Raw genomic sequence first — 22,834 nt, forward strand, 5'->3', positions numbered from 1 at the left:
GGCCGGTTAGCGCGCCTTTGCAGATTGTGCTTCAGTCAGCGCTGCGTCGAGCGTCTCGATCACCATACCGGCTTGCTCTGCCGTCAGCACCAACGGTGGTCGAATCTTCAGCACATTGTGTCCCATCGCACAGGCGCTGAGCAGGACACCTTTGTCGCGCATCAAATTGACCACCCGGGTGGTGAGCTCGCGGTCGGGGGCTCGCGTTGTGCGGTCCGCGACGAGTTCCACAGCGACGAACATGCCCGCACCTCGTACATCACCGATGGCCTCGTGCCGGTCGGCAAGCGCGGCGATACCTTCGCGCAGAATCTTCCCGACCCTGGCGGCATGCTGCACCAGGCCTTCCTTCTCGATCGTATCGAGCACGGCCAACGCTGCGGCGCAAGAGACGGTATTGCCGGCGAAAGTATTGAAGTACCTGGAGTTCTTGCCGAACTCCGCCAACACCTCAGCGGTGGCCAGCAGTCCCGCGATAGGTTGCCCGTTGCCCATCGGCTTGCCCAGGGTGACGATGTCGGGGATCACGCCATGACGCTGGAAGCCCCACATGTGCTCGCCCGTCCGGCCGAATCCAGGCTGGACCTCGTCGGCGATGAAAATGCCACCGGCCCGCTTGATCGCCTCGACCGCGCCCTTCAACAGGCCCGCTGGCTCAGGCAGGATGCCATCACTGGTGAACAGCGAATCGACGATGAGTGCCGCCGGCTTGATGCCGTGACGCTGCAGATCGGCGATCGCCACCTCGACATCGCGGGTGAAGCGTTCGCAGAGATCGGCACCCTCGGCATGGTAGAGACGCGGCGCCGGCACCAGGCGAACGTGGGCCCCGAGATCAACCGTCACGCCGAGCGAAGGCGAGAACTTCGACACCGCATCGGTGAAGCCGTGATAGGCGGTCTCAGTGACGATCACTCCGGTGCCGCCGGTGCGCACCTGGGCGATGCGATAGGCGACGTCGTTTGCCTCGCTACCCGTGCAGGTCAGCATCAGATGCGCGAGCTCGGTCTCGGGCACCGTGGCGAGCAGGCGCTCGGCCAGTTCGAGAATGGTATTGTGCAGATAGCGGGTGTTGGTCGCCAGCGTCTGCACCTGCCGGCAGATTGCCTCGGTCACGGCCGGGTGGCAATGCCCGAGCGAGGCCACGTTGTTGTACACGTCGAGGTAACGGCGCCCCTCCGGATCGATCAGCCACACGCCCTCGCCGCGCACGATATGCAGTGGGTGCTCGTACATCAGCCGATAGGCCGGGCCGAGCAAAGCGTCGCGCCGCTCGATCATCGCCGCGGTTGCGGGGCTTAGTTCGGCGCGTCCAGGGATATAAGCGTTGACCATGTTGAGGTCAGTGGTGCTCTTCATTGGTTTGTCCTTTGCGTACTTCGGTGAGTAATAGGTCGCGCGCCTGATCGCGGGAAAGGTCGGCCATCAGCGACAGCGCCTCCCACGAGGCGGGGTTGTGGCGCATGATGTAGGCGCGGTTCTCCGGGTAGCGCCTGGCCCGCCACTCCGAAATCAACACGGTGATCAGATGACGTGTGGCCATGAGATCGGTAACGACCTCCTGCTCCATTTCGCTGAGCGGCAGCGTGGCGTGATAAGCGCCGACGAACTGCGCCGCCCCCTCGAACGGATCGGCGCTGCCAGTCATGTGAAAGGCCGCCGCCGTGGCGACCTCCCCCACCAGCGGGGCATGCAGCATATCGCCGAAGTCGATGATTCCCACGATGCGCTGATGGTCCTCTGGGGCGACCAGCACGTTGTAGAGGTGGTAATCGTTGTGGATGACCTGCGACCTGAGCGCCGGCAGACGCGGCAGCACATGCTCGGTGAAGCGCGTCATGAACGACTCGGCGAGCGCGCGGCGCGGGGCGTCCTCGATGGCATCGAGCTTGGATGCCAGGCGCTGCGCCGCGGAAACGTTCCACAGCAGATCGTGCGTCGCCGAAGGATGGTTGAAATCACGCAGTGCCAGGTTCAGTTCCGCGAGCAATCGTCCCATGGCCCGACGCTGCGCGGCGGTACGCGGGGTTTCGCGGATCTGTACGCCTTCGAGATAGGTCAGCATCCGCACGCTGGTCTGCACCCCGCCGGCCAGCGCTACGCTGTCGCGCGCACGCCCGCCAAGCGTGCGCACCACCCGCGGCGCCGGCAGGCCGGGCGCGACGCGGGCGATGTGCTCGAGCGCCGCGATCTGAAAATCCACCACCGCAAGCGGCTCCGATGGATTGCTGATCTTAACGACGTAACGCCTGCCGTCGGCCGTCTCCACGCAACAGTTCTGGTCGCGTTCGCCCACCAGTGATTTAACGCTGCCATCGATGCCGTAGAGACAGCGAACCAAGGCCCGCACCTCGTTCGGGGCGAGGTTGGGTGCCGCCGTGCTCAACGCCGCTGCCGCCATCGGACGATTGTCTGCCATCACTCGCCCCGTTTCATCGGGGCGGTCTGGGCTAGGCAATCGAGGCCGAGCAAACCGGGAAGTTGGCGAATATCCGTCAGGCGGTTGACACCATAGCCGTCGCAGGCAGGCGCGTGACCGCGGTCGATAAAGGCCTTGGCCATGAATCCGAGATCCGACGCGGTCATCAGGTCGTAACGGAAGCACGACGAGACGTGCATCATCTGCTCCGGCCCGCAGCCGAGCTGGTCGAACATGTACTCGAACATCTGCGCCCGCGGCTTGTAGGCGCGAGCCTCTTCGGCGGTGTAGACCGCGTGGAAAGGCGCCTTGAGGTGGGCGACGCTGTGCGGGATCAGATCGACCATCGAGTTCGACAGAATTACCAGCGGAACATGCGGAGCGATTGCCTCAAGCGTCTCGACGACGTTCGGGTGCGGCTGCCAAGTCGGCACGGCCTCGTACAGGGCGAGCGCATCGGATGCACGATATTCCACGCCGTGCTTCTTGCACGTGCGTTGAATGGAGTTCTCCACCACATCGAAGAACGGCTTCCACTCACCCAGTACCTCATCGAGACGGTAGAAGCGAAAGCTGTCCAGGAAGGCCGGCATCCGCTCGCTCGGAACGCGATCTTCGAAGAGCTTTTTCGCGGTCGGGCCCATTTCGAAGTTGATGAGCGTGCCGTAGCAATCGAAGCTGATGAATTTCGGTTTGTATGTCACTTGGTCGATCTCCTACAGGTGGATGACAGGTTGGTGACTACAAGTCTATGAATCTCAGCCCTACGGAAATGCTCTATTGCCGGGTGACTCAGGCAGATTCCTGCTTGATCCGGAGCATGCTGGCAGGATCTGCGGCCCTCCCTTGAAGGGCCGTGATCGGCCGGCGTGGCGTCGTCACACCCACGCATTCAGACGGGGGTAGCAGCTGCGTTGGCCAGTAAGTTTTTCTGGGCAGCGCGACCCATTCTTTTCCTGCTTGGCAAAACAAAACGCCCCTCCATTAAGGAAGGGCGTTCGGCAGTACGCGGCATCACGGTTTTCTATGCGGACTGTCCATTGCGTAGGCAGAGGCGTAGACCTCGGCCAGGTCGCACAGGTCCCAGTTGCCACCGGTCAGCACCACGCAGACCTTCTCATCCGGCCGGACCTTGACCACACCCGCCAGCAGCGCACCGATACCGATCGCGGCGGCGGGCTCGGCGATTAGTTTCGCGTCCTTGGCCAGGGCGCGCATGCCTTGGACGATGTGCTCGTCCTCCACCAGGACGATCTCGTCAACGTAGCGCTCGATGATCGGATAGGGGTTCTGCCCCGGCACGCTGATGCGCAATCCATCAGCGATAGTGTTCTTCAAGGGCAGCGTGGTGCGCTGCTTGTTCAACCGGCTGTGGTAGTACTTAGGCGTCAGCGCCGGCTCCGCACCGACGACGCGCACCGATGGCCGGGTTTCCTTGATGGCGGTGGCGATGCCTGATATCAGGCCGCCGCCGCCCATGGGGATGATGACCGTATCGACATCCGCCAGGTCTTCGAGGATCTCGCAGCCGATGGTGCCCTGGCCGGCCATCACCAACGGGTCCTCGAAAGCATGGACGGGCACATAGCCGTTCTCCTCGGCGATCTCATACACCCTTTTCCAGCGGGCAGCGGTGTCGCCATCGAAAAGAATGACCTCCGCCCCGAGGGCTTCGGTATTGGCGATCTTGATCTTGGGTGTGGTCACCGGCAACACCAGAATAGCTTTCACGCCCAGCATGCGGGCAGCATAGGCAAGGCCCTGGGCGTGATTGCCGGACGAGGTGGCGATGATGCCGTTGGCGATCTCTTCCCTGGGTAGCGACAGTGTCTTGTTCAACGCGCCGCGAATCTTGAACGCCCCGGTGATCTGCAGGGTTTCGGGCTTCAGATAGAGCTGGCAACCGGCGGCTTTTTCTATCTTCTCCGCGCGCAGTAGCGGCGTATGTTTGATATGGGGTTTGAGCCGCTGTTGGGCTTCTCGAATGTCCTGAATGGTCGGATGGTCGCGCATATGATGTCCTCTCTCCTACTTCCGAAAATCACGTCTCAAAGGAACGCGAAGAAGGTTCCGACGTTGTTTTCCAGCGCATTGCGATAGATTTTTTCGGCCGTGGTGTTGTCCTGTATGGCCATGCCGGTGGAGTCGAAAATGGTGATCTCATCATCGTTCTCCCGGCCCGGTTTTCTGCCCAGCAGGATCTCGCCGAGCTCGGCGTGGATATCGTCCAGACCGATGATCTTCTGGTTGAGCGGATGCCAGGTTTCCCCTTTGTCGATGCACTGCGAGATCGAGTCGTTGACTATCTTGGCGTGCCTGAATATCTCGGGATCCAGCTCCTGCTTGCCTTTCATATCAGTACCGATGGCGACGATATGAGTGCCGGGTTTCACCCAGCTCGCCTCTACCAGCGAGCCCTTGCCACGGGTGGTGGTGATGAGGATGTCGGCCTGCTCGACCGCCTCCTGCTTCGAGTCCGCCAGGATCACCGGGATGCCGAACTCGCCTTCGATATCCGCCTTGAAGCGCTCGCGCGTTTCCGGGCTTCTGCTCCAGGCATGGATCTCTTCGATCTGCATCACCAGGCTGATGGCGCGAATCTGCATCCGCGCCTGGTTGCCGGTGCCTATGCAGGTGATCTTCTTGGCGTTCTTTCTCGCCAGCGCCTTGACCGAGACGGCGCCCGACGCGCCCGTCCTGAGGCCGGTGAGCAGGCTTCCATCCATCACGCAGATCAGCGCGCAGCTCCTGGCATCGAACAGCAGAACGCTACCCATACCGTTGGGCACACCATGCGCGTCCGGGTTATCGAGGAAGCCGCCGGACGAGGCCTTCATCGAGATGATTTCATTGGTCTTGCAGTAACCGACCTTGAAGTCGATCTCGCCGCGCGGCTCCGGCAGATGTATGCCTATGTAATCGGGCTGTTCCACCTGCCCACCGCTGAAAGCCTTATAGGCCTCTTCCACAGCACCTATGACTTCCTTCATGGATATCAATCTGCCGACTTCTTCTTTGCTGAGCAGCAGTGTTTTCATCTACGGGATCTCGTTGCTCTCTAATCGGGGCAGGGATTCGTACAGGCATGATCAGCGCAAATAACTCGAGAGTGCCGTGCCTATCTGCTGCGCTCAGTATGCCGCCGAGCAATCGGCAGAAAATTTCGGATACCAGGCGACTGCGCAACTTCCGATCATTTTTATCGCCATCGGCGAAAGCTATCGCTCCACTCCTGCAACTCACGCATCGCTCCCCAGGCCGTGCAGCAGGCATTCCCGTAGCTACAGAACCTGGCGCCCCCAACACCGCAGCAGAAACTTCCGAGGGCAACCTCGAAAACACCCGATTCTGCGATTGCACACGGCCAATACGACAGCCCCCGCCGGGGCGTGATGCCTAAGATTAGGATCAGCGCAACGGCATCGATGACTGCCGGAGCCTGGTCTGCCACGCCGAAACGAGCGACAAGGCGGGAGACCCGAATCTCAGTTTCGATCATCCGCTCTGGTGCGCATCGATCAACTTAATCGGCGCGCGCCGACACGGCCTTGCAGCGCTGGTCTGCACCGATTTCTGCAAAGCCGTAAAACAACAGGTTCCAGGCTAGGAGAACAGAATGCCGGCTCCCTTGATCACCATGCAGTCCAGTCCGGAGCTGCCAAAAAGCGCCGATGTCGTCGTCATCGGCGGCGGCATCATTGGCGTATGCGCCGCCTATTTCATGTCGCGCCAGGGCATGAGTGTTGCCCTGGTGGAGAAGGGACGTATTGGCGCAGAACAATCCAGCCGCAACTGGGGCTGGTGCCGCCAGCAGAACCGCGATGCGCGCGAACTGCCGTTATCGACCAAGAGCCTTGCGCTCTGGGAGGAGATCAGCGCCGACCTCGGCGAAGACCTCGGTTTCCGCCGCTGTGGGCTGTTCTATCTGTCGGATGACCAGGCCGAACTCGATGGCTGGGCCAAGTGGCGCGACTTCGCCATCACCCAGGGAGTCACCACCCATATGCTAAGCAGCGCCGAAGCCACCCAACGTGGCGCGGCCACCGGCAAGCCCTGGCTGGGTGGGGTATTCTCGCCATCCGACGGCATCGCCGATCCGGCGCGGGCTGCACCGCTGATCGCCAAGGGCGTCATCAAGCATGGCGGCACGATCCATCAGTTTTGCGCCGCCCGCGGCGTTGAGACCGAGGCCGGCCGCGTATCGGGAGTCATCACCGAAAAAGGCGTGATCAAGACCCGCCAGGTGGTGATGGCCGGCGGTGCCTGGGCCTCCTCTTTCTGCGCCCAGCTTGGGATTCGCTTTCCTCAGGCCTCGGTGCGCTCCTCCATTCTCTCGGTTATGCCGGGTATACAGGGGATTCCAGATGCGCTGCATACCAGTGAGGTGACCGTCACTCGGCGGGGCGACGGCGGCTATACCTTGGCCATTTCCGGACGTGCCTGCGTGGATCCGACGCCACAGCAACTACGCTTCTCCTCGTACTTTCTGCCGATGTTCGCCAAGCGCTGGCAAATGCTCTCACCGGGTGACCTGCAGGGTTGGCAATACGGACACGAGACGCGCAGCAAATGGGCGCTCGACCGGCCCACACCGATGGAGCGGGTGCGCATCCTCGATCCGCGCCCGTCGGAATCGATACTGCGCGATACGCTGGCCCGCGCGCGCCGACTACTGCCCGCTCTGGGCAGCGTACCGGTTCAGGCAGGCTGGGCCGGCTATATCGACAGTACCCCCGATGGTGTACCAGTCATCGATGAGGCGCAAAACCTGCCTGGCTTCATTCTGGCCGCAGGCTTCTCGGGTCACGGCTTCGGCATCGGCCCCGGCGCCGGGCGCCTGATCGCCGAACTGGCACAGGGGCAGACGCCGTTCGTGGACCATACCCAGTACAGCCTCGCACGCCTGAACAAAGGCGTCTGGGGCAAGGTCTCGGAGTTCTGAGCACCTCGCCGCTCTGGCGGGAGCCTCGCTCCCGCCTCTTCTCCCCTTCGTTATCGACCGAGCTGCTCGAACCTGTGAGCGAGTATCGGACTGCCTTGGGCAACCCTGCCCCTCTTCTGCAATCCAATCCAGTTGGCTGAAACGCGGCAGCCCCGGCGTGCCGCTCGGGACAATTACGCCATAAAGAGAGCAGAAGAGCCGGGGGCCAACTGGTAAAGCGCCTGCGGATCGCTATCGCGCAAGCGCCGACCACCAAGGCTTATTTGACGACGTACAGCTTGCGAACGTAGACGCTGCTCTCCCAGGCGCAGGGTGTGCCCTGGGTCACGAATACCGTATCGCCGGTATTGACCTTCAGCTCGACGCCGTCGGCGAGCTGCAGGGTGACGCTGCCTTCGATCAGGTGCATCAGCTCATGCACCTTGTGCGGACGAGCGTGACGCGTGTAGGGCGTCGAATCCCAGACACCGATGAGCAGATTGCTGGCACTGTCCACGAACGCGTTATGGGAACGGCATTGCGGGGCGGGGCTGATCAGGATCTGCGCATCCGGCCCTTGCGAGGGGTTCAGCGCCGCACGCGGATTGAGTGGAGTCAGGCCGGGTTTGCGCTCACCGCTGGCCTGGCTCAACGCGAAGAACGCCCAGAGGCTGCCAGCCTGCGCCCGCACGCGCAGCGCCGTGCCACGACCGATCACCACGCTGGCTCCGACGCTCAGTTCGATTATCTGCTGCTCGTCCTGCAGCGTGACCTGTCCGGAGTGGACGACCAGCATTTCAGTGTGCGGGTAATCCTCGACGACTAGCTCTCCACTTGCCTGGACAGTGCCAGCGGAAATGCCATCGTCGCCCTGATAGGCCACTTGACGAACGTCGCCGAAGGGATCGGACGAACTCAGGGAGGCGGGGGGAAACTCTGCAGCGGGAATGCCGTCGGCGTGCACCAGCAGCGAAGCAATAGGGTGTGACATGGATAGTGTCTCCAATGATGGGGAGTAGACGAGGCGCGCATCGGCGACTCATGAAGGAGGTCGAAAAGAAGGTGTGGCACCGGCTTGGTGGGCTCCGCTGCCAGGTCTCATGCTAGGAAATATCACCCGATATTTGCTGCGGACTTCCCACCCCGCTCGAGCATTAGCTGCTGCCTGAAAATCCGAAACTTATGTAATCCACCGAATTGATCCGCCCCCCTTGCCAGGCCTTATTTGCAGCTGAGATATAGCCACCGCGTTCGAGGGGAGGACGGGTTCGGTCCTCGCCGGCCAGCCACGTTCTAAGTCGATTTCAATGACCGAACGAACCTAACGTCGTCACACCTCGAACCGACGCGATTCATCTGAGCTGCCATAAAAGCGTTGTCCCCCATCTGGGCAATGAACACTAATAAGATCAATGGAGTACTCCATGAGCGCCCTTAAACCGAGCTGTCTCGCCCTGGCGATCACCGCCGTCTCGCAATTGGCCGTAGCGGGCCAGGAACAAGCCAAAGGCTTCATCGAAGACAGCAGCCTCACTCTGCTCAACCGCAACTTCTACATGAACCGAGATTTCCGTCACGGCGGCAGTAACAGCCAGGGGATCAACCGCTCGAAGCCCGTCAGCGAGCGCAATGGTTATCGTGAGGAGTGGGCGCACGGAGCCATGCTCAACTTCACTTCCGGCTTCACGCAGGGCACGGTCGGGTTCGGCACAGATGCCTTCGCCTATGGCGGGGTCAAGCTTGATACCGGTCGCGGCCGCGCCGGCGCTGGCCTGCTGCCGATCAGCAACAACCAGACGGCTGACGCTGAAGTACCGGATGCATTCGGTGAGATCGGCGGCGCAGTGAAGATGCGTGTCTCCTCCACCGTACTGAAGTACGGCGAACAGCGCCCGACCGCACCAGTATTCGCTATGGGTGACAACCGCCTGCTGCCGGAAGTGGCCACCGGCTTCCAACTGTCCAGCAGCGAGCTCGACAACCTCCTCTTTGAGGCTGGCCATTTCACCGCTTACAACGGCAGAAACTCGACCAACTCCGACGACAAGCTGCTAACCACGTACGGAGGCGTAGAAGCGGACAGCGTTGACTTTCTCGGAGGCTCCTACAAGGTCAACGACCGGCTCGTCTTCATGGCCTACGCCAGCGAAGCCGAGGAGGTCTGGCGACAATACTTCGGCAGCGCATCGTACATCCTCCCACTTGCCGACCAACACGCCCTGTCGTTCGGTCTGACTGCGTACAAGACCAGTGACGAAGGAGAAGCACGTGCCGGTGAATTGGACACCACCAGTTGGTCGGCCAAAGCCGCGTATGCTTTCGGGCCGCATAAGCTGACTCTGGCCTATCAGAAAATCGACGGTGACGAAACTTTCGACTACATCGGCGTCGACTCGATCTGGCTGGCCAACTCCGTTCAGTACTCGGACTTCAACGCCCCCAACGAGCGATCGGTGCAAATCCGCTACGACCTCAACATGGCAAGCTTCGGCGTGCCGGGCCTGACCTTGATGGCGCGCTACATCAAAGGCGATCAGATCGACTTCACCAAAGCTGATCCGACTGGCACCTCTTTCCGCGCCGGAGCGGACGATGAACATCACTGGGAGCGCGACCTGGAAGCCAAGTATGTGGTCCAAGAAGGCGCGGCCAAAGACCTGTCCTTCCGCGTGCGCCAGGCCACCCATCGCTCCAGCTCGTTCGACAATGATGTCGATGAAGTACGCCTGATCATCGAGTACCCATTGAGCATCCTGTAAGCGCAGTCATCGCCTTGTTCTGCCAGGGATCGGCAAGTTCTTTTCGAAGGCATCCTCCACGCTCCTTTGCCTCCAGACGCCCAACCGGGCGTCTTTTTTGTGCCCAACCGTACTTGTGAAGGTGGTTGCGTGACGGCAGCGGCTATTCGCACGGCTGTCGCCTCCTTGCTGATAACACCCTGCTGATTCAAATAGTCCAATGTCGAGTGGCAGGGATGTCCTCGACGACGAAGGCCTCGTGTATCAATCATGGATGAATCATGGCTCGCCACGGGCACGATCGAAGGTGAGTCCATATCCTCCTGGAGAGCTACAACCACGAGCTACAAGGCAAAATCTCGCCCGGCATTTACTGCTGATCCCTACGCCCGTTCGAGCAGCAACTATGGCCTGCAGAACTGTCCGCTGGGCGAATATGCCGAATTGGCCGGAGCCTATTGCCACGCTTCGGCGCAGGTGGGATACAGGCTCAATCTAACCCGCAATCAAAGCCGTGCGGCCCATCCACGGAGACCTGTCATGTCCAACTCGCAGAATCATCGGTATACCTATCGCCCCATGACTGCCGCCGACGTGCCGGCAGCCCATACCTTGTCTGTGCAGCTCAAATGGCCGCATCGCTTGGACGACTGGGCCATGCTGCAACGCGTCGCTGAAGGGTTCATTGTGGAGGATGCCGGTCGCCTAATCGGAACGGCTTTCTCCTGCCGGCAAGGGGACTACGCCACCATCGGCCTGGTCATCGTTAGCGACGAGTATCAGGGACAAGGTATCGGGCGCAAGTTAATGGAGCAGGCTCTGCTGGCCTGCGGTTCGACTATTGCGATACTTAACGCCACCCTCGCTGGCGTGCCACTGTATGCCAGCCAGGGCTTTGTCGAGTTCGGCGAGATTCATCAGCACCAAGGTCACGTGCAATACATTGCGCGCCCTGCCCTGGCGGCGGGCGAACACTGCAGAGATTCCTGCGTCGAGGACTGGTCACAGGTACTCGAACTGGCCCATGCGGGCAGCGGCCTCGACAGAACCCGTGTATTCCAGGATCTCCAAGACGCGATCGAGCGGACGACCGTCATAGAGCGCGATGGTCGATTGCGCGCCTTCGCGATGCTCCGCGCCTTCGGCCGTGGCCACGTCATCGGCCCAATTGTCGCGGAGACGCCGGAACAGGCCAAGCATCTGATCGCCGAGCTGCTTGACCACGTCCAGGGGGAATTCGTGCGCCTGGATGTCTTGGCGGACATCGGTCTCGGCGACTGGTTGAGCGATGCGGGATTACGGCACGTCGATAGCGTCGCACAGATGGCCCGAGGAACGCCGCCCGTACCCCTTGGTGGTGTCCGGCAGTTCGCGCTAGTAACCCAGGCCATCGGCTGATCTGTGTTGGTAGGCATTTAGTGTCGGAGACAGGATTTAGCTCCGACCTTGTCGAGTCGCTTTCGCTTTGCGGACATCAGTCACGTCATCGCCGTGCCAGTACTAAGGTCCGGAAAAATCAGTCGCACAACCCGTGGAGAATTAAGAATGGGCATATTTGATTGGAAACACTGGGCAGTGATTTTTCTGATAGCACTGGTGCTTTTTGGCGGCAAACGCCTGAGGCACCTCGGCGGAGACCTGGGAGAAGCTGTCAGGGGTTTCCGCAGATCGATAGCCGACTCGCCTTGCGACTCGGGCGAATCAGAACCAAGAACATCAGTCATTAACCGAAAGGACGATTCGGTGAACTAACGCTGGAACTTCATGCCTTTGACTCCGTACCGAAACAGGGACAAGCAGGGTGCAGGGGCCGCTCAGGTCCGACAGCGCGACGTCATGGAAGGGCTGCTGAACATGTTGCTCACGCGGTCAGTTAACCTGCGGCGAGCAACGTCTGGTCACCGTAGGTAGAATGCCTAGCGATCCTCGGTTAGGATGACCGCTGACCATAACCCCCACGCCTCGGGCGGGACGCTCCCGTACTGCGCACCAGGGGGTTTGTTTTTGGGTTGTTGCGCACAATCCTTGAGAGGAGGTTGTCATATGACAATGCCTCATGAGCGAACCCGAGCCGTCATTCAGACCCATGCGTTTCTGCAGCGATTGGAAGGAGACGCGTCGGTAAGCGAGGAAGTTCGCTGCATGGCCACGCAGCTGCTACGCCATTACCCCAGTCGGGCGGAAGTCCTGCTGCAAGGCCTGCTCGAAGAAAGGCTCCCAGCGAAGCTTCTTCTTTCCCCATTTTTCGCTTCGACGCCCACGTACCGACCAACCGATCGCTGGCGGGACAGGCTCTGCCGCAATTTGGCCGCCATCTTGTTAAGTTGTCAGAAATGACTGGCCACACGATCGCTCCCCACGGGCCAGCAAATAGCCCGCTGACTACGGGAGGACAGCCTGTAGACGCACCTTGCTCGCGCACAAGACCTTGCGGTTCATCCGCGCTGGGTTACCGCCGAAGTCCTGATCTGACCTGCCGTCCCTGAAGCGGGGGACGACGAGCGGGTCAACCCGCCAAGATCCAAGCAGTGGCCTTTTCTTAGCTCGAAAGGCTTGTTTAGCTGTCCAGCTAATCATGGGTTTTGGCTAATGATTAGGCCACAAGGCTAGATTTGCTGGCTGACGACTCGCTCCAAAAGACCCAACTCGCCATGGAAGATTCCGCTAAGACAGGCACGAGGGTACGCATCTGCAGGTATTTCGTTGACTGGCTGGCAGAGCGTTCTAATGACCGACCTGACGACAATGCAGCCATCCCGCTACGCGGTCAAAACAGCCCACACAGCATCATCAGCGCGATCCAGCCCTCAACCCCGCGGATGCCAAACTGATGCCCCGCACCTCGCCAGACCGTATGTCGGCCAAAGGGGATAGAAAGCCAAACCACTAAAGTCGATCAACCACCTGGCGGCGTAGTTAGGTTCGGCAGGCCCGGCCTGAACTCGGCCTCAAAACCGGGCGTCCATGGGTGGAGTTGCCCGGGGAAGGCCCCCACGCTTTCGACATAGCGCAACGCGGACTTGGCATCGCGCCACCCCACATAGCTCATCAGCGCCTTTATGTCCCAACCATTGCACGTCGCCCAGGTGGCGAAGCCGCGACGCAACGAGTGACTGCTGTACAGCACAGCCGGCAGCCCGGCGCCGTGCAACACCGCCCGCAACAGGGGAATCACGCTATGTGGGTGCAACGCTTGCTTGCTCAAATGCCCCCAGCGATCGATGCCCGGGAAGACCGCCCCATCGGTCATCTCTGCCACTTCGATCCAGTCGAGATAGGCCTGTACTGGACACAAGCGCGCGAGCGCTGGCGCGCTAAAGGACTGGCCCTGATTGTCACGATCGCTCTTGCTCCAGGGCAGAAACAACTGCATGCCCTCCCCGGCTCGCGCTTGGATATGCTCGACCCGCAGTCGGCATAACTCGTCACTGCGAAAGGCCCGCCAGAAGCCAATCAGCAGCAAGGCCCGGTCCCGCCAACAGCGCAGCACGCGCGGCTGGTCACCCGCGACCCGAGCCGCTTCCCCTATCCGCTCCAGCCAGGCGACACATTGCTCCAGCTCGCGCAACTGCAGCGGCTCGGCCTGCTTTTCCGGCTTCGGGTGCAGGGTGCGGATGCCCTTCAGCACCTGGCGCACCAGGGGACTCTTGGTCGGATCCGGAAAGCCCTGAGCGACGTGCCACTGCGCGAGCGCGGCCAGACGCAGCTTCAGCGTATTGGCGGCCAGCGTGCCGGCATGCTCGACCAGGTAGCGCACGATGGCGTCGCTGGTGGCGGGGAGGAAACCGCCCCAGCTCACTTCGAAATGCTCGATCGCCTGCTGGTAACTGCGTCGGGTGTTGGCCCGGGTACCGGCCTGCAGATAGCGCTCCACCGCCTCATTCATCGCGCCTCCCTGCCTTGGCATACCGCCTCAAGGCCGGAATTGGGTCGAATTGCGCTCTCACATGAGATAACTCCGCATTATCCCATGTTAGTCCGTCAGCCCAATTGGAATACAACAGGCATCATTACCGGCGTACTTCCATACTCCGTAACACAGCACGAAATCGCCAGAGGGCAGGCATCAGGGCCCGCGGCGGAATCAAAACAGCATTAGCGCCTGAATTTTGATTCCCCAACTCTCCCGATCATTAGCTAACCAATGGAGTAGACGATCTTGTCCGCTCTCCAAAGTGGACACGACTCGAATTGAGCAAGGCGTCGCGGTATTAAAAGCAAGCGAGTAGCTGCTGCCTGTAATGCTGAGAAAAACTCACGTGGTAACTTGCCTCGGCTATAAAGCTCCCAAGAGAAACGATACCCGCAGAGCCTGTTCCAATAGGCTGATCGGAGTTACTTCCAATGTTTCGTTCTAGTCCACTGATATTGCCAACAGTACCAATCGAACCAGGCTTTGCATCCGTGGTGAAGGCTGGTATCTGCACCGCCTTTAGCACCGCCAGGTCTTCCGGCAGGTCATCCGCAATGCGCTCCGCAAAACCCTGCAACGTCAACTCCGCGAGCATAAACAACCAAGCCTGATCATCGGACTCGCCTGTGCGCCGAAGCACTCGTCCCAGCACTTGCCGGTAGTGCAACTCGGTACGAATGCGGCTGAGATAGCAGCACACTTGCAGCCGTGGGATGTCCGTGCCTTCGCTGATCATTCCAACCGCGACAATCCACCGGCAGGCGCCGTGCCTGAACGCATTGATTATCTGCTGCGCATCGGGGGTTTTGTTGGTCACGATATGGCAGCCTTCACCCCTGGCGCCCAGGGCTTGAGCAATTTGCTGGGCGTGCTCAATATCGGTGGCAACCACCAAACCAGCCGCATCAGGTTTGATCTGGCGAAGCTCATCCAGTTTGCTGCAGCCGAGGTCAAGCAGTTGCTCGATCACCTCGTCGTGCCGCAGCAGTTCTTCGTAGGTAACGGGTGATTCCCCCAACAGCTTCACGATGCTGGGAAACATCCTCACAGTGCTATCAGTGCCCACCTCCTCGGTGAGTTTCACTTTCTGATTGTCGAGCAGGACAATGCGAGGAGAACGGCACACTCCGTCGGCGATGGCTTCTTTCAGGCCGTAGCGGTAGTCGCATATCAAGTGCCTTTCGGGCGTCGAATAACGTGCCAGTGCAATGGCCCTGTCGTCCGAACGCCATGGTGTGCCGGAGAGAGCCAAGGTGAAGGCCGCCCGGTCTTGTATCCGGCGGAGTATCTGCTGACCCCAGGCGTTGCTGAGCAGTGGGTCATGACCAGCACAGTGGTGAATTTCATCGAAGACCACGAGCACTCGATAGTCATCAAGAAGCTGCCAGAACCCCTCATCTCGGTACTCCATGGCCTGGTAGGTGAACGCCGCTCCCACTGCGCCCATCTGGCCATCCAGACGCCTGCCGAGCACCGCCGCAAAGGTCGAGCGAAAGCCTTCAACAACTTGGCAAGATGGCGCAAAGCACAACACCAGATCGATCTTGTCCTGCTCAAGCAGTCTGCCGGCCAGCTCTGCCGCCATACGCGTCTTGCCGGCACCCGGCGTTGCCTGGCAGAAGAAGTGCGGCGTGACGGTAAAGTGCTCCAACGCCCTTTTGATGCAACTGAACTGCCAGTCTCGTAGCGATCTAGTCATCGTGCAGCAGCAAGCGTCTTGAGTGTCTTCTCGATAGCCCGGAGATGCCCCAGCAGGCGTGAACTGCGGTCTCTAGCCTCCAGGTACTCGGCTTCGACCTTGTCACGCAGATGCGGCAACTCATCCAGGAGCAGCTTGTATCGCTCCGCCTCGCCCATCGACGACAGGAAGTCCAACCGGATCTCGTTGTGGAGCGCTTCTAAGTGCTGCTCCGCATCGGATGAAGGTTCCAGCTGTTTAGGCGGAACATCAGGACCTGAAGATTCCTGCATGGGCTCAGATGCAGTTTTGAGACTGTTCTCGAACCCATTGTCGATCAGCTCCAGCTGCAGATGGGCCGGCGTGGGTTGCAGGCAGTAGACCTGTCCCCGCGACCGACGCTCCTCGTCGAGTACAACCCAGCCGATGCGCAGCATTCGGCGAATTTGCTCGTACACATAGCGACGTAGATCGCCGATACGGAAAGTCATGCCACCCAAGCGCTTGGCATAGGCATCACGCAGTTCACGTGTTGTGAACCTTGCCCGCGCTTCCTCCTGAAGCAGCTCATACAGACGCCTGTCGAAGGTAAACGAGGCCGTTTTCATCGAGGAACCACAAGAGTTAACGCGAAAGAAATACGGATTATAATCCGTGGCCTGTTCGTCCGCAAACGCACGATAGTTCCGCCTCAAGTGAAATTGAGACGGTCATGGACAACTTGGCGAAAGCGTTAGGGGGACGCATCCGGGCACAGAGGAAGGCCTCCCGGATTTCGCAAGATGCTCTAGCGCTGGCCTGCAGTATCGACCGCAGCTACATGGGACGGATCGAGCGGGGTGAAGTAAACATTACCGTCGAAAAGCTATATCGGATCGCCAACGAGCTTGCCTGTGACCCATCCTCTCTTCTGCCTCAGATGTCAGAGCTGTAGCCCCAGTATCTGATCGAGACCAGCACGTAAAAACGCCTGAAATTACCACCGCTCTTACCTTGCCCGGAAGCTTTCACCGCCAGTCGTTAGCGCGTGGCCTCCTGTAGGCTGACACGCTCTGCACAAAAAACTCGAAAAAAGTTAAATCTGGTAAGCGATTAATTTTTAAAAAATAAATCTTACCTAACAGTTAGTAGGGTTCCGGAATCAGTGCGCGAACAACAATCGGTTGAGCAGGCCCGACGTTTCCGGTTCCCTGCCCTCTTCTCCGATCACCACGGTGCAGGTCATGCCGGCGGCCAGCAGCACGCCCTGAGGCACCTCGTCCAGGTGGATGCGCACCGGCACCCGCTGGGCCAGGCGCACCCAGTTGAAGGTGGGGTTCACATCGGCGATCAGCTCGCGGCTTTGCGGGTTGTCGCGGTCGTAGATGCCGCGGGCGATGCTGTCCACGTGACCACTGAGGTGCTCGCCGCTCATCAGGCGCAGCTCGGCACGATCGCCCACCTTGATGTGCGGCAGGCGCGTCTCTTCGAAGTAGCCATTGACGTAAAAGGAGCTGTCATCCACCAGCGCCATGCTCGCTTCACCGCGTGCGGCGTAGTCGCCCTTGTAGACGTTGAGGTTGGTGATATGGCCGGACACCGGCGCGCGCACTTCGCTGCGGGCGAGGTTGAGCTTCGCGGCGTCCAGGGCGGCGACCGCTTCCTGGTATTCGGCCAGGGCGGAGGCGGCCAGGTGACCGGCATCCTCGCGGCTCTCGCGGGAGACCACCAGGTCGTCCATGTCGGCGCGGCGGTCGGCATTCACCTTGCGCATGTCCAATGCGGCCTTGCGCGCCGCCACCAGGGCCTCGGCCTGTTTCACCGCCACCTGGTAGTGCGCGGGGTCGATGCGCAGCAGCAGGTCCCCGGCCTTCACCTTCTGGTTGTCCCGCACCAGTACATCAGCCACCAGCCCGGCCACGTCCGGGGCGATGTTGATCACGTCGGCGCGCACCCGGCCGTCGCGGGTCCAGGGGGAATCCATGTAATGCAGCCAGAGGGTGCGCACCAGCACGACCGCCACGGTGAGGATGAGCAGGGTCGCGCCGACACTGATGATGCGTTTCAGGGACATGGGGGCCTCAACGGTAGATGGTCAGCGCCAGGGCGCAGTACAGGCAGGTGAACAGGCCGACGCGCAGCAGCGCCGGGTGCCAGGCGTGGCGGTAGAGGCCGCACCAGGCGAACAGGCGGTCCAGCCCCCAGCCGAGCAGGAATGCCGCCAGGAACAGCAGGGTCAGGCTCGGCATATAGACGCCGTGCAGGACGATCTCACGCGGCATGGGCGGCTCCTTGCAGGCGTGCCGGCATGGCGTCGCCGGCCAGCGGGGTCTGTGGGTCCAGCAGGGACGTGCGGATGAAGTGCAGGTAGCTCTGCAGCCTGCGCAGGGGGGATGTATCGAACTGCGGTGCGCAGGGCTCGGCGGTGCTGCGCACGCTGTCGATGGCCTGTTCCACGGCGGCCAGGGCGCGCTGGCGGTTGGCTTCCGAGGGCTGGATGAACAGCCGCACCAGCGCACGCCCCATGGCGCGGATAGCATTGCGCCAGGGCATGGATTCGGCGTAGCAGGACAGCGCCGGCAGGCGCGCCTGTTCCAGGCGCAGCTCGATCACCGCATGCCCCACCTCCTGCACCAGGAACATCCAGCGCAACAGCTGGCGCTGCACATCCGGGCGGCCGGCGGAATACAGGTAAGCCTGGTTCAGCAGGTCGCGGGTGCCGCTTTCGAAGCCGGAGACCAGCCCCTTCATCCGGCCGCTCACCGCGCGTACCACGCACATGCGCAGATCATGCTCCAGGCGACGCCAGAGCCAGGGCCGGTTGGGCGGTAGCAGCACGGCAGCCGCCGCAGTGGCCAAGGCCATGGACAGCACCGAGGCGAGGTACTCGTTGAGCACCCGATGGGGGTCGAACAGGGTCTGGTTGCCCGGCATGGAGGTCATGGCGAACCACACCAGCAGGCCCAGGCCGGCACCGGCCACTTGCGGCCGCGCGAGCATCCAGGCGCCCAGGGCGACCACCGGTGCCAATGCACAGCAGAGCAGCGCGAATCCGTCGATCTCGGGCAACACCCGGAAGGTCATGAAGATGCCGAGGCAAGCGCCAGCGGAAGCGCCCAGGGTGAGCTGCAGCGACAGTCGCCGGGGATTGGACGAGGACGACGCCAGGGCCGAAACCATGCCGATGGTCATGGCGAAGGTCCCGCCGCTGGGCCAGGCGGTGGCCATCCAGAACACACTGAGCACCAGGATCAGCAGGCTGCTGCGCAGTCCCGCCACGGCGGCGGCCACGGCATTGGCGCGGGGCCGGAAGTTCTCCTTCCACTGCTCGCGGGCGTGGTGGTCGTCCAGCAGCGAGGCGTGGGTCTGGGCGTAGTTGTGCAGGTCGTCGGCGAAGCGATAGAGCAGCTCGGCGGCGGTGTCGTAGTCCAGGCTCTGGGCTTCGCTGGGGTGCTGCATGGCGAGCTGTGCCCGACCGCTGCGGATCAGTTGCATCAGTTCCTGCTTGCAGGCCTCCAGGCGGATGGCGAGCTGCGCCGCATCGGCTTCGCTGCTGAGGCGATCGCGCAGTGGCGCGAGCAGACCGGAGACTTCGGCCAGGCACGGCTGCAATGCAGCGAGCACGATCCCGCCGTAGGAGCCAGCCCTGCTGGCGGACATCGAGTCCTCTGAGGTCTCGCGAGCAGAGCTCGCTCCTACGTCAGATGCAGGCGCGTTGGCCAGGCGCCGGAGCAACTGGTGCAGGCCGTGGAAACGGGTGGAGAGCACCATGAACTCGTTGTTCAGCCGCGCCAGGCGCCCGCTGCGCATGCGCATGTGCGGGTCTTCGAAGGCGGTGGCGCTGCGCATGTTCTCCAGGCTCACGGCGGCGGCGGCAAAGCGCGCGGTGCTGGCGTCGAAGCGCGCAGTATCCAGGCCGCCGGCCAGCCCTTCGCAGGCGAAGGCGGCGAAGTCGCGGAAGCGTCCGTGCAGGGTGTTGCGCAGGTCGGTACGGGTGCTCTGCGGCAGGATCAGCCCGTTGACCAGGCCGGTGCAGAGAATGCCCAGGCTGATTTCCAGCACCCGCCAGAGCGCGAGCATGAAGGCATCGTCGGGGTGGGTCGTGGCCGGCAGGCCGATCATCACCGCCGTGTAGCCGGCCAGCACGCAGGCATAGCCGCGAAAATCGCGATAGCGCGCGGCACCAGCGGTGCACAGGCCGATCCAGACCGCCAGGCAAAGCATGAACAGCACCCGTTCCTGGTTGAACAGGGCGATCAGCGCCACCATCACCGTCAGCCCCAGCAGGGTCCCGATGATGCGGTAGAAGCTCTTGGCCAGGACCTGCCCGCTCTGCGGCTGCATGACGATGAACACGGTCACCAGCACGGTTCCCGGCTGCGGCAGTTCCAGGCGATAGGCCAGCCACAGCGCAAGGAAGGCGGTGAGCAGCGCCTTGAAGATGAAGGCCCAGGTCAGGCCGTCACTGCGCGCCCAGTCGGCCAGCGCGCGGTTGAAGGTTTGCACCATGAAGGGACCTCAGGACTTGGGAAGAAAGCGCAGGCGCGGTGCCTGCGGTGCCAGGCCGGCATCGGAAGGGCCGCCCGCCTCGGGCATCACGCCGCCGCCAAGGGCCAGCAGCAGGTCGGCCTGGGCGCCGAGCAGCGCCGCGCGTACCTGCTGTTGCTGGAGCTGGCGCTGGAACAGATCGGGCTGGGTTTCCAGCACCGTATCGAAGCCGGTCAGGCCGCGTTGCTGGGCCAGCAACGCGAGGTCGCAGGTCTTCTGCGCGGCGGCCACCGCTTCGGCGGCCAGTGCCTGCTGCTGATGCAGCGACTTGATGCGCACCAGGGCATCGGCCACCTGTTGCAGCGCGGTGACCAGGGTCTGGTTGTACTGCTCCACCGCCAGGTCGTACTCGGCAGCGGCAGCGCCAAGCTCGCCCCGGCGCAGGCCGCCATCGAACACCGGCAGGCTGAGGGCCGGGCCGAGGTTGTAGGTGAGCTTGTCGTAGCGCAGGAAATCCAGCACACCGCCCTGGGTAGCGTTGGAGCCGATGCCGCCCAGCAGGTTGACGTTGGGGTAGAAGCCTGCCTTGGCGACTTCGATGCCGCGCGCCTGCGCCGCCACCTGCCAGCGGCTGGCCACCAGGTCCGGCCGGCGCCCGAGCAGTTCCAGCGGCAGCTGCGCCGGCAGACCGGGCATGTTCTGCAGATCGAGTGTGGGACGCTGCAAGCGTTCGCCCTCCCCCGGCCCCTTGCCGGCCAGGGCGGCGAGCTGGTTGCGGGTCAGGGCGATGGACTCGTCCAGGGCGTCGATCTGCCGATGGCTTTCCGGCAGGGGCGCTTCGGCGCGACTGACGTCCAGGCGCGTACCGATACCGTCGCGCAGGCGACGCTCAGCCAGCTGCAGGACTTGTTCCTGTTGGGAAAGATTGGCCCGGGCAATATCCCTCTCCGCGTGCAACAGCGCCAGCCGGATGTAGCTGCGCACCAGGTTGCCCTGCAGCTCCAGCGCGGCCAGGCGCGCCTCGGCCACCGCTACGCGGGTCTGGTCCAGGGCCTGGTGGCTGCGGCTGCGCTCACGGCCCCAGAGGTCGAGGTCGTAGGAAAAGCCCAGCAGGCTGGTGTTGTTCCAACTGGTGGTGCGGGCGAGCTCGCCGGGGCCGTAGAAGTAATCGTCGGGCCAGCGCTTGCGCTGCAGGTTGGCATCGAAGTTGACCTGGGGCTGCTCGGCCGACTCCACCACCCCGGCCAGGGCGCGGGCCTGGCGCACGCGGGCGGCGGCCATGGCCAGGCTGGGACTGCCCGCCAGCGCCTGCTCCATCCAGACGTCCAACTGCGGATCGCCATAGGCGCGCCACCACTGGGCGCTGGGCCAGGCGGCATCGCGCTCGGCGCGGCGAATGGCCGAACCGGGGTCCAGTTGGCTGGCGTCCAGGCGCTCGGCCTGGGGGGCTATGCCCTGACTATCGATACAAGCGCAGAGGAGCGAAACGACGGAGAACAGACTGGCGCGGGCGACGCCGGGCCAAGGGTTGCGGTGCACTGCGGCATATCCTGAATGCTGGGTAACCAGGGCTGATGCCTGGAACGGCGGCGATTCTAGAACTGGGCACTCTCGGCGATAAGGCGACGGATAGATAAAGGATTGTGTACTGAATCAGCCATAATCCACCGACATACTTCGTGACAAAATTCGGCTCCCTTCCGGGCCAGGACCCTACATGGACATCCTTTTCAACATGCGCGCCTTCGTCTGCGTGGCGGAAACCGGCAGCTTCACTGCGGCTGCCCAGCGCATGGACCTCACCACCTCGTACATTTCCCGCGCCGTCGCCACCCTCGAAACCCACCTGCGCACCCGCCTGCTGCACCGTACCACCCGCCGCATCGCCCTGACCGAAGCCGGCCAGCGCTACCTGCTGCGCTGCGAGCAGATCCTTGGCTATATCGAAGAGGCCGAAGCCGAGGCCAGCGAGGCTCATGCACGCCCAGTGGGCAATCTGAAGGTGCATGCCATGACCGGCATCGGCCAGCACTACCTGATCAAGGCCATCGCCGGGTACAGCGAGAAGTACCCGGACGTGAGCTTCGACCTGACCCTGGCCAACCGCACCACCGACATCCTCGACGAGGGTTACGACATCTCGGTGGTGATCGCCCAGGAACTGCCGGACTCGGGGTTCATTTCCAAGCAGCTCGGCACCACCTACAGCGTGCTCTGCGCATCGCCCGGCTACATCGAGAAGCACGGCGCGCCGCGCCTGCCCGCTGAGCTGGCGAAGCACCGCTGCCTGCGCCTGGTGAACAACGTGATGTCCCTGGACAAGTGGCTGTTCGAAGGACCGGACGGCCAGGAGATGGTCAGCGTCAACCAGACGCCCTTCCAGGTGAACACCGCCGACGCCATGACCGAAGCCATCAAGGCCGGCATAGGGGTTGGCGTGGTGCCGGTGTACTCAGCCATCAGCGGCCTGAGGGACGGCAGCCTGGTGCGCGTCCTGCCCAACCACAGCCTCTTTCCCCTGGGCATCTACGCCCTCTACCCGTCGCGGCAATTCCTCGACGCGAAGATCCGCACCTGGGTGGAATTCCTCCGTGAATTCCTGCCGGAGCGCGTGGCGGCGGATGAGAAGGCAGTGGCGGAGTACAGCTTGAGGTTGGGGGGGCGATAGGGGCGTCGCGCTGGCCAACCACCCTGCCCT

General features: G+C 62.2%; 20 protein-coding genes. 7 read left to right on the plus strand and 13 right to left on the minus strand.

Translation table 11 applies throughout. The features are described 5' to 3' along the window. Positions 1 to 6: 6 nt before the first annotated feature. The 5 genes from FXN65_RS20395 to FXN65_RS20415 form a co-directional block, all read right to left on the minus strand. Positions 7 to 1,359, minus strand: coding sequence for an aspartate aminotransferase family protein (locus FXN65_RS20395; RefSeq protein WP_151135809.1), 1,353 nt, complete (start codon positions 1,357 to 1,359; stop codon positions 7 to 9). Continuing rightward, positions 1,343 to 2,419, minus strand: a complete 1,077-nt coding sequence (locus FXN65_RS20400) for a phosphotransferase (protein WP_151135811.1) — start codon at positions 2,417 to 2,419, stop codon at positions 1,343 to 1,345. Before FXN65_RS20400 ends, FXN65_RS20395 begins: the two co-directional genes overlap by 17 nt. Further along, entirely contained in the window at positions 2,419 to 3,123 is a 705-nt protein-coding gene (locus FXN65_RS20405; RefSeq protein ID WP_151135813.1) for a haloacid dehalogenase type II, read from the minus strand. The genes FXN65_RS20400 and FXN65_RS20405 overlap by 1 nt, the downstream gene beginning before the upstream one ends. Before the next feature lie 310 nt (positions 3,124 to 3,433). Continuing rightward, complete coding sequence (locus FXN65_RS20410) at positions 3,434 to 4,432, minus strand: threonine/serine dehydratase (protein WP_151135815.1); 999 nt, start codon at positions 4,430 to 4,432, stop codon at positions 3,434 to 3,436. A 35-nt stretch (positions 4,433 to 4,467) separates the two neighbouring features. After that, entirely contained in the window at positions 4,468 to 5,457 is a 990-nt protein-coding gene (locus tag FXN65_RS20415; protein ID WP_151135817.1) for an ornithine cyclodeaminase family protein, read from the minus strand. Between the two features lie 578 nt (positions 5,458 to 6,035). Between FXN65_RS20415 and FXN65_RS20420 the strand changes: the two genes are divergently transcribed. Next, positions 6,036 to 7,361, plus strand: a complete 1,326-nt coding sequence (locus FXN65_RS20420) for an NAD(P)/FAD-dependent oxidoreductase (protein ID WP_151135819.1) — start codon at positions 6,036 to 6,038, stop codon at positions 7,359 to 7,361. Between the two features lie 259 nt (positions 7,362 to 7,620). On the opposite strand, the gene FXN65_RS20425 is transcribed toward FXN65_RS20420, so the two are convergent. Continuing rightward, on the minus strand, positions 7,621 to 8,331 hold the full coding sequence (locus tag FXN65_RS20425; protein ID WP_151135821.1) for a cupin domain-containing protein: 711 nt from the start codon (positions 8,329 to 8,331) through the stop codon (positions 7,621 to 7,623). 433 nt (positions 8,332 to 8,764) lie between these two features. Between FXN65_RS20425 and FXN65_RS20430 the strand changes: the two genes are divergently transcribed. The 4 genes from FXN65_RS20430 (at position 8,765) to FXN65_RS28490 (ending at position 12,415) form a co-directional block, all read left to right on the plus strand. Then, positions 8,765 to 10,099 carry an OprD family porin gene (locus tag FXN65_RS20430; RefSeq protein ID WP_151135823.1) on the plus strand — a complete coding sequence of 445 codons (1,335 nt, stop codon included), beginning with the start codon at positions 8,765 to 8,767 and terminating at the stop codon, positions 10,097 to 10,099. A gap of 519 nt (positions 10,100 to 10,618) precedes the next feature. Beyond that, the gene (locus FXN65_RS20435; protein WP_151135825.1) at positions 10,619 to 11,476 is read left to right on the plus strand and encodes a GNAT family N-acetyltransferase; all 858 of its coding nucleotides are present in this window, start codon (positions 10,619 to 10,621) and stop codon (positions 11,474 to 11,476) included. 147 nt (positions 11,477 to 11,623) lie between these two features. Next, on the plus strand, positions 11,624 to 11,830 hold the full coding sequence (gene tatA / locus FXN65_RS20440; protein ID WP_151135827.1) for a twin-arginine translocase TatA/TatE family subunit: 207 nt from the start codon (positions 11,624 to 11,626) through the stop codon (positions 11,828 to 11,830). A gap of 297 nt (positions 11,831 to 12,127) precedes the next feature. Then, on the plus strand, positions 12,128 to 12,415 hold the full coding sequence (locus FXN65_RS28490; protein ID WP_342212761.1) for a BPSL0761 family protein: 288 nt from the start codon (positions 12,128 to 12,130) through the stop codon (positions 12,413 to 12,415). A gap of 559 nt (positions 12,416 to 12,974) precedes the next feature. Here FXN65_RS28490 and FXN65_RS20450 read toward each other — a convergent pair. The 3 genes from FXN65_RS20450 to FXN65_RS20460 all read right to left on the minus strand — a co-directional run bounded on the left by FXN65_RS20450 (position 12,975) and on the right by FXN65_RS20460 (position 16,277). Next, positions 12,975 to 13,964, minus strand: coding sequence for a site-specific integrase (locus tag FXN65_RS20450; RefSeq protein WP_151135831.1), 990 nt, complete (start codon positions 13,962 to 13,964; stop codon positions 12,975 to 12,977). 325 nt (positions 13,965 to 14,289) lie between these two features. Next, entirely contained in the window at positions 14,290 to 15,690 is a 1,401-nt protein-coding gene (locus tag FXN65_RS20455) for a DEAD/DEAH box helicase (RefSeq protein ID WP_151135833.1), read from the minus strand. Then, the gene (locus FXN65_RS20460; RefSeq protein ID WP_151135835.1) at positions 15,687 to 16,277 is read right to left on the minus strand and encodes a hypothetical protein; all 591 of its coding nucleotides are present in this window, start codon (positions 16,275 to 16,277) and stop codon (positions 15,687 to 15,689) included. Before FXN65_RS20460 ends, FXN65_RS20455 begins: the two co-directional genes overlap by 4 nt. Before the next feature lie 104 nt (positions 16,278 to 16,381). Here FXN65_RS20460 and FXN65_RS20465 point away from each other — a divergent pair, with 104 nt between their 5' ends. Then, entirely contained in the window at positions 16,382 to 16,603 is a 222-nt protein-coding gene (locus tag FXN65_RS20465; protein ID WP_044870091.1) for a helix-turn-helix domain-containing protein, read from the plus strand. A 207-nt stretch (positions 16,604 to 16,810) separates the two neighbouring features. Here the strand turns inward: FXN65_RS20465 and FXN65_RS20470 are convergent, their stop codons facing one another. From FXN65_RS20470 to FXN65_RS20485, 4 genes are read right to left on the minus strand one after another with little or no spacing between them, the layout of a single operon-like run. Further along, positions 16,811 to 17,722, minus strand: a complete 912-nt coding sequence (locus FXN65_RS20470; protein WP_151135836.1) for an efflux RND transporter periplasmic adaptor subunit — start codon at positions 17,720 to 17,722, stop codon at positions 16,811 to 16,813. Between the two features lie 7 nt (positions 17,723 to 17,729). Next, entirely contained in the window at positions 17,730 to 17,930 is a 201-nt protein-coding gene (locus tag FXN65_RS20475; protein WP_151135838.1) for a DUF1656 domain-containing protein, read from the minus strand. Beyond that, on the minus strand, positions 17,920 to 20,157 hold the full coding sequence (locus tag FXN65_RS20480) for an FUSC family protein (protein ID WP_151135840.1): 2,238 nt from the start codon (positions 20,155 to 20,157) through the stop codon (positions 17,920 to 17,922). The genes FXN65_RS20475 and FXN65_RS20480 overlap by 11 nt, the downstream gene beginning before the upstream one ends. 9 nt (positions 20,158 to 20,166) lie before the next feature. Continuing rightward, complete coding sequence (locus tag FXN65_RS20485; RefSeq protein WP_151135842.1) at positions 20,167 to 21,675, minus strand: efflux transporter outer membrane subunit; 1,509 nt, start codon at positions 21,673 to 21,675, stop codon at positions 20,167 to 20,169. Between the two features lie 178 nt (positions 21,676 to 21,853). Here FXN65_RS20485 and FXN65_RS20490 point away from each other — a divergent pair, with 178 nt between their 5' ends. Then, positions 21,854 to 22,804, plus strand: coding sequence for a LysR family transcriptional regulator (locus tag FXN65_RS20490; protein WP_151135844.1), 951 nt, complete (start codon positions 21,854 to 21,856; stop codon positions 22,802 to 22,804). Positions 22,805 to 22,834 lie beyond the last annotated feature (30 nt).

Origin of the sequence: Pseudomonas lalkuanensis (assembly GCF_008807375.1) — a bacterium.
Lineage (GTDB): Bacteria > Pseudomonadota > Gammaproteobacteria > Pseudomonadales > Pseudomonadaceae > Metapseudomonas > Metapseudomonas lalkuanensis.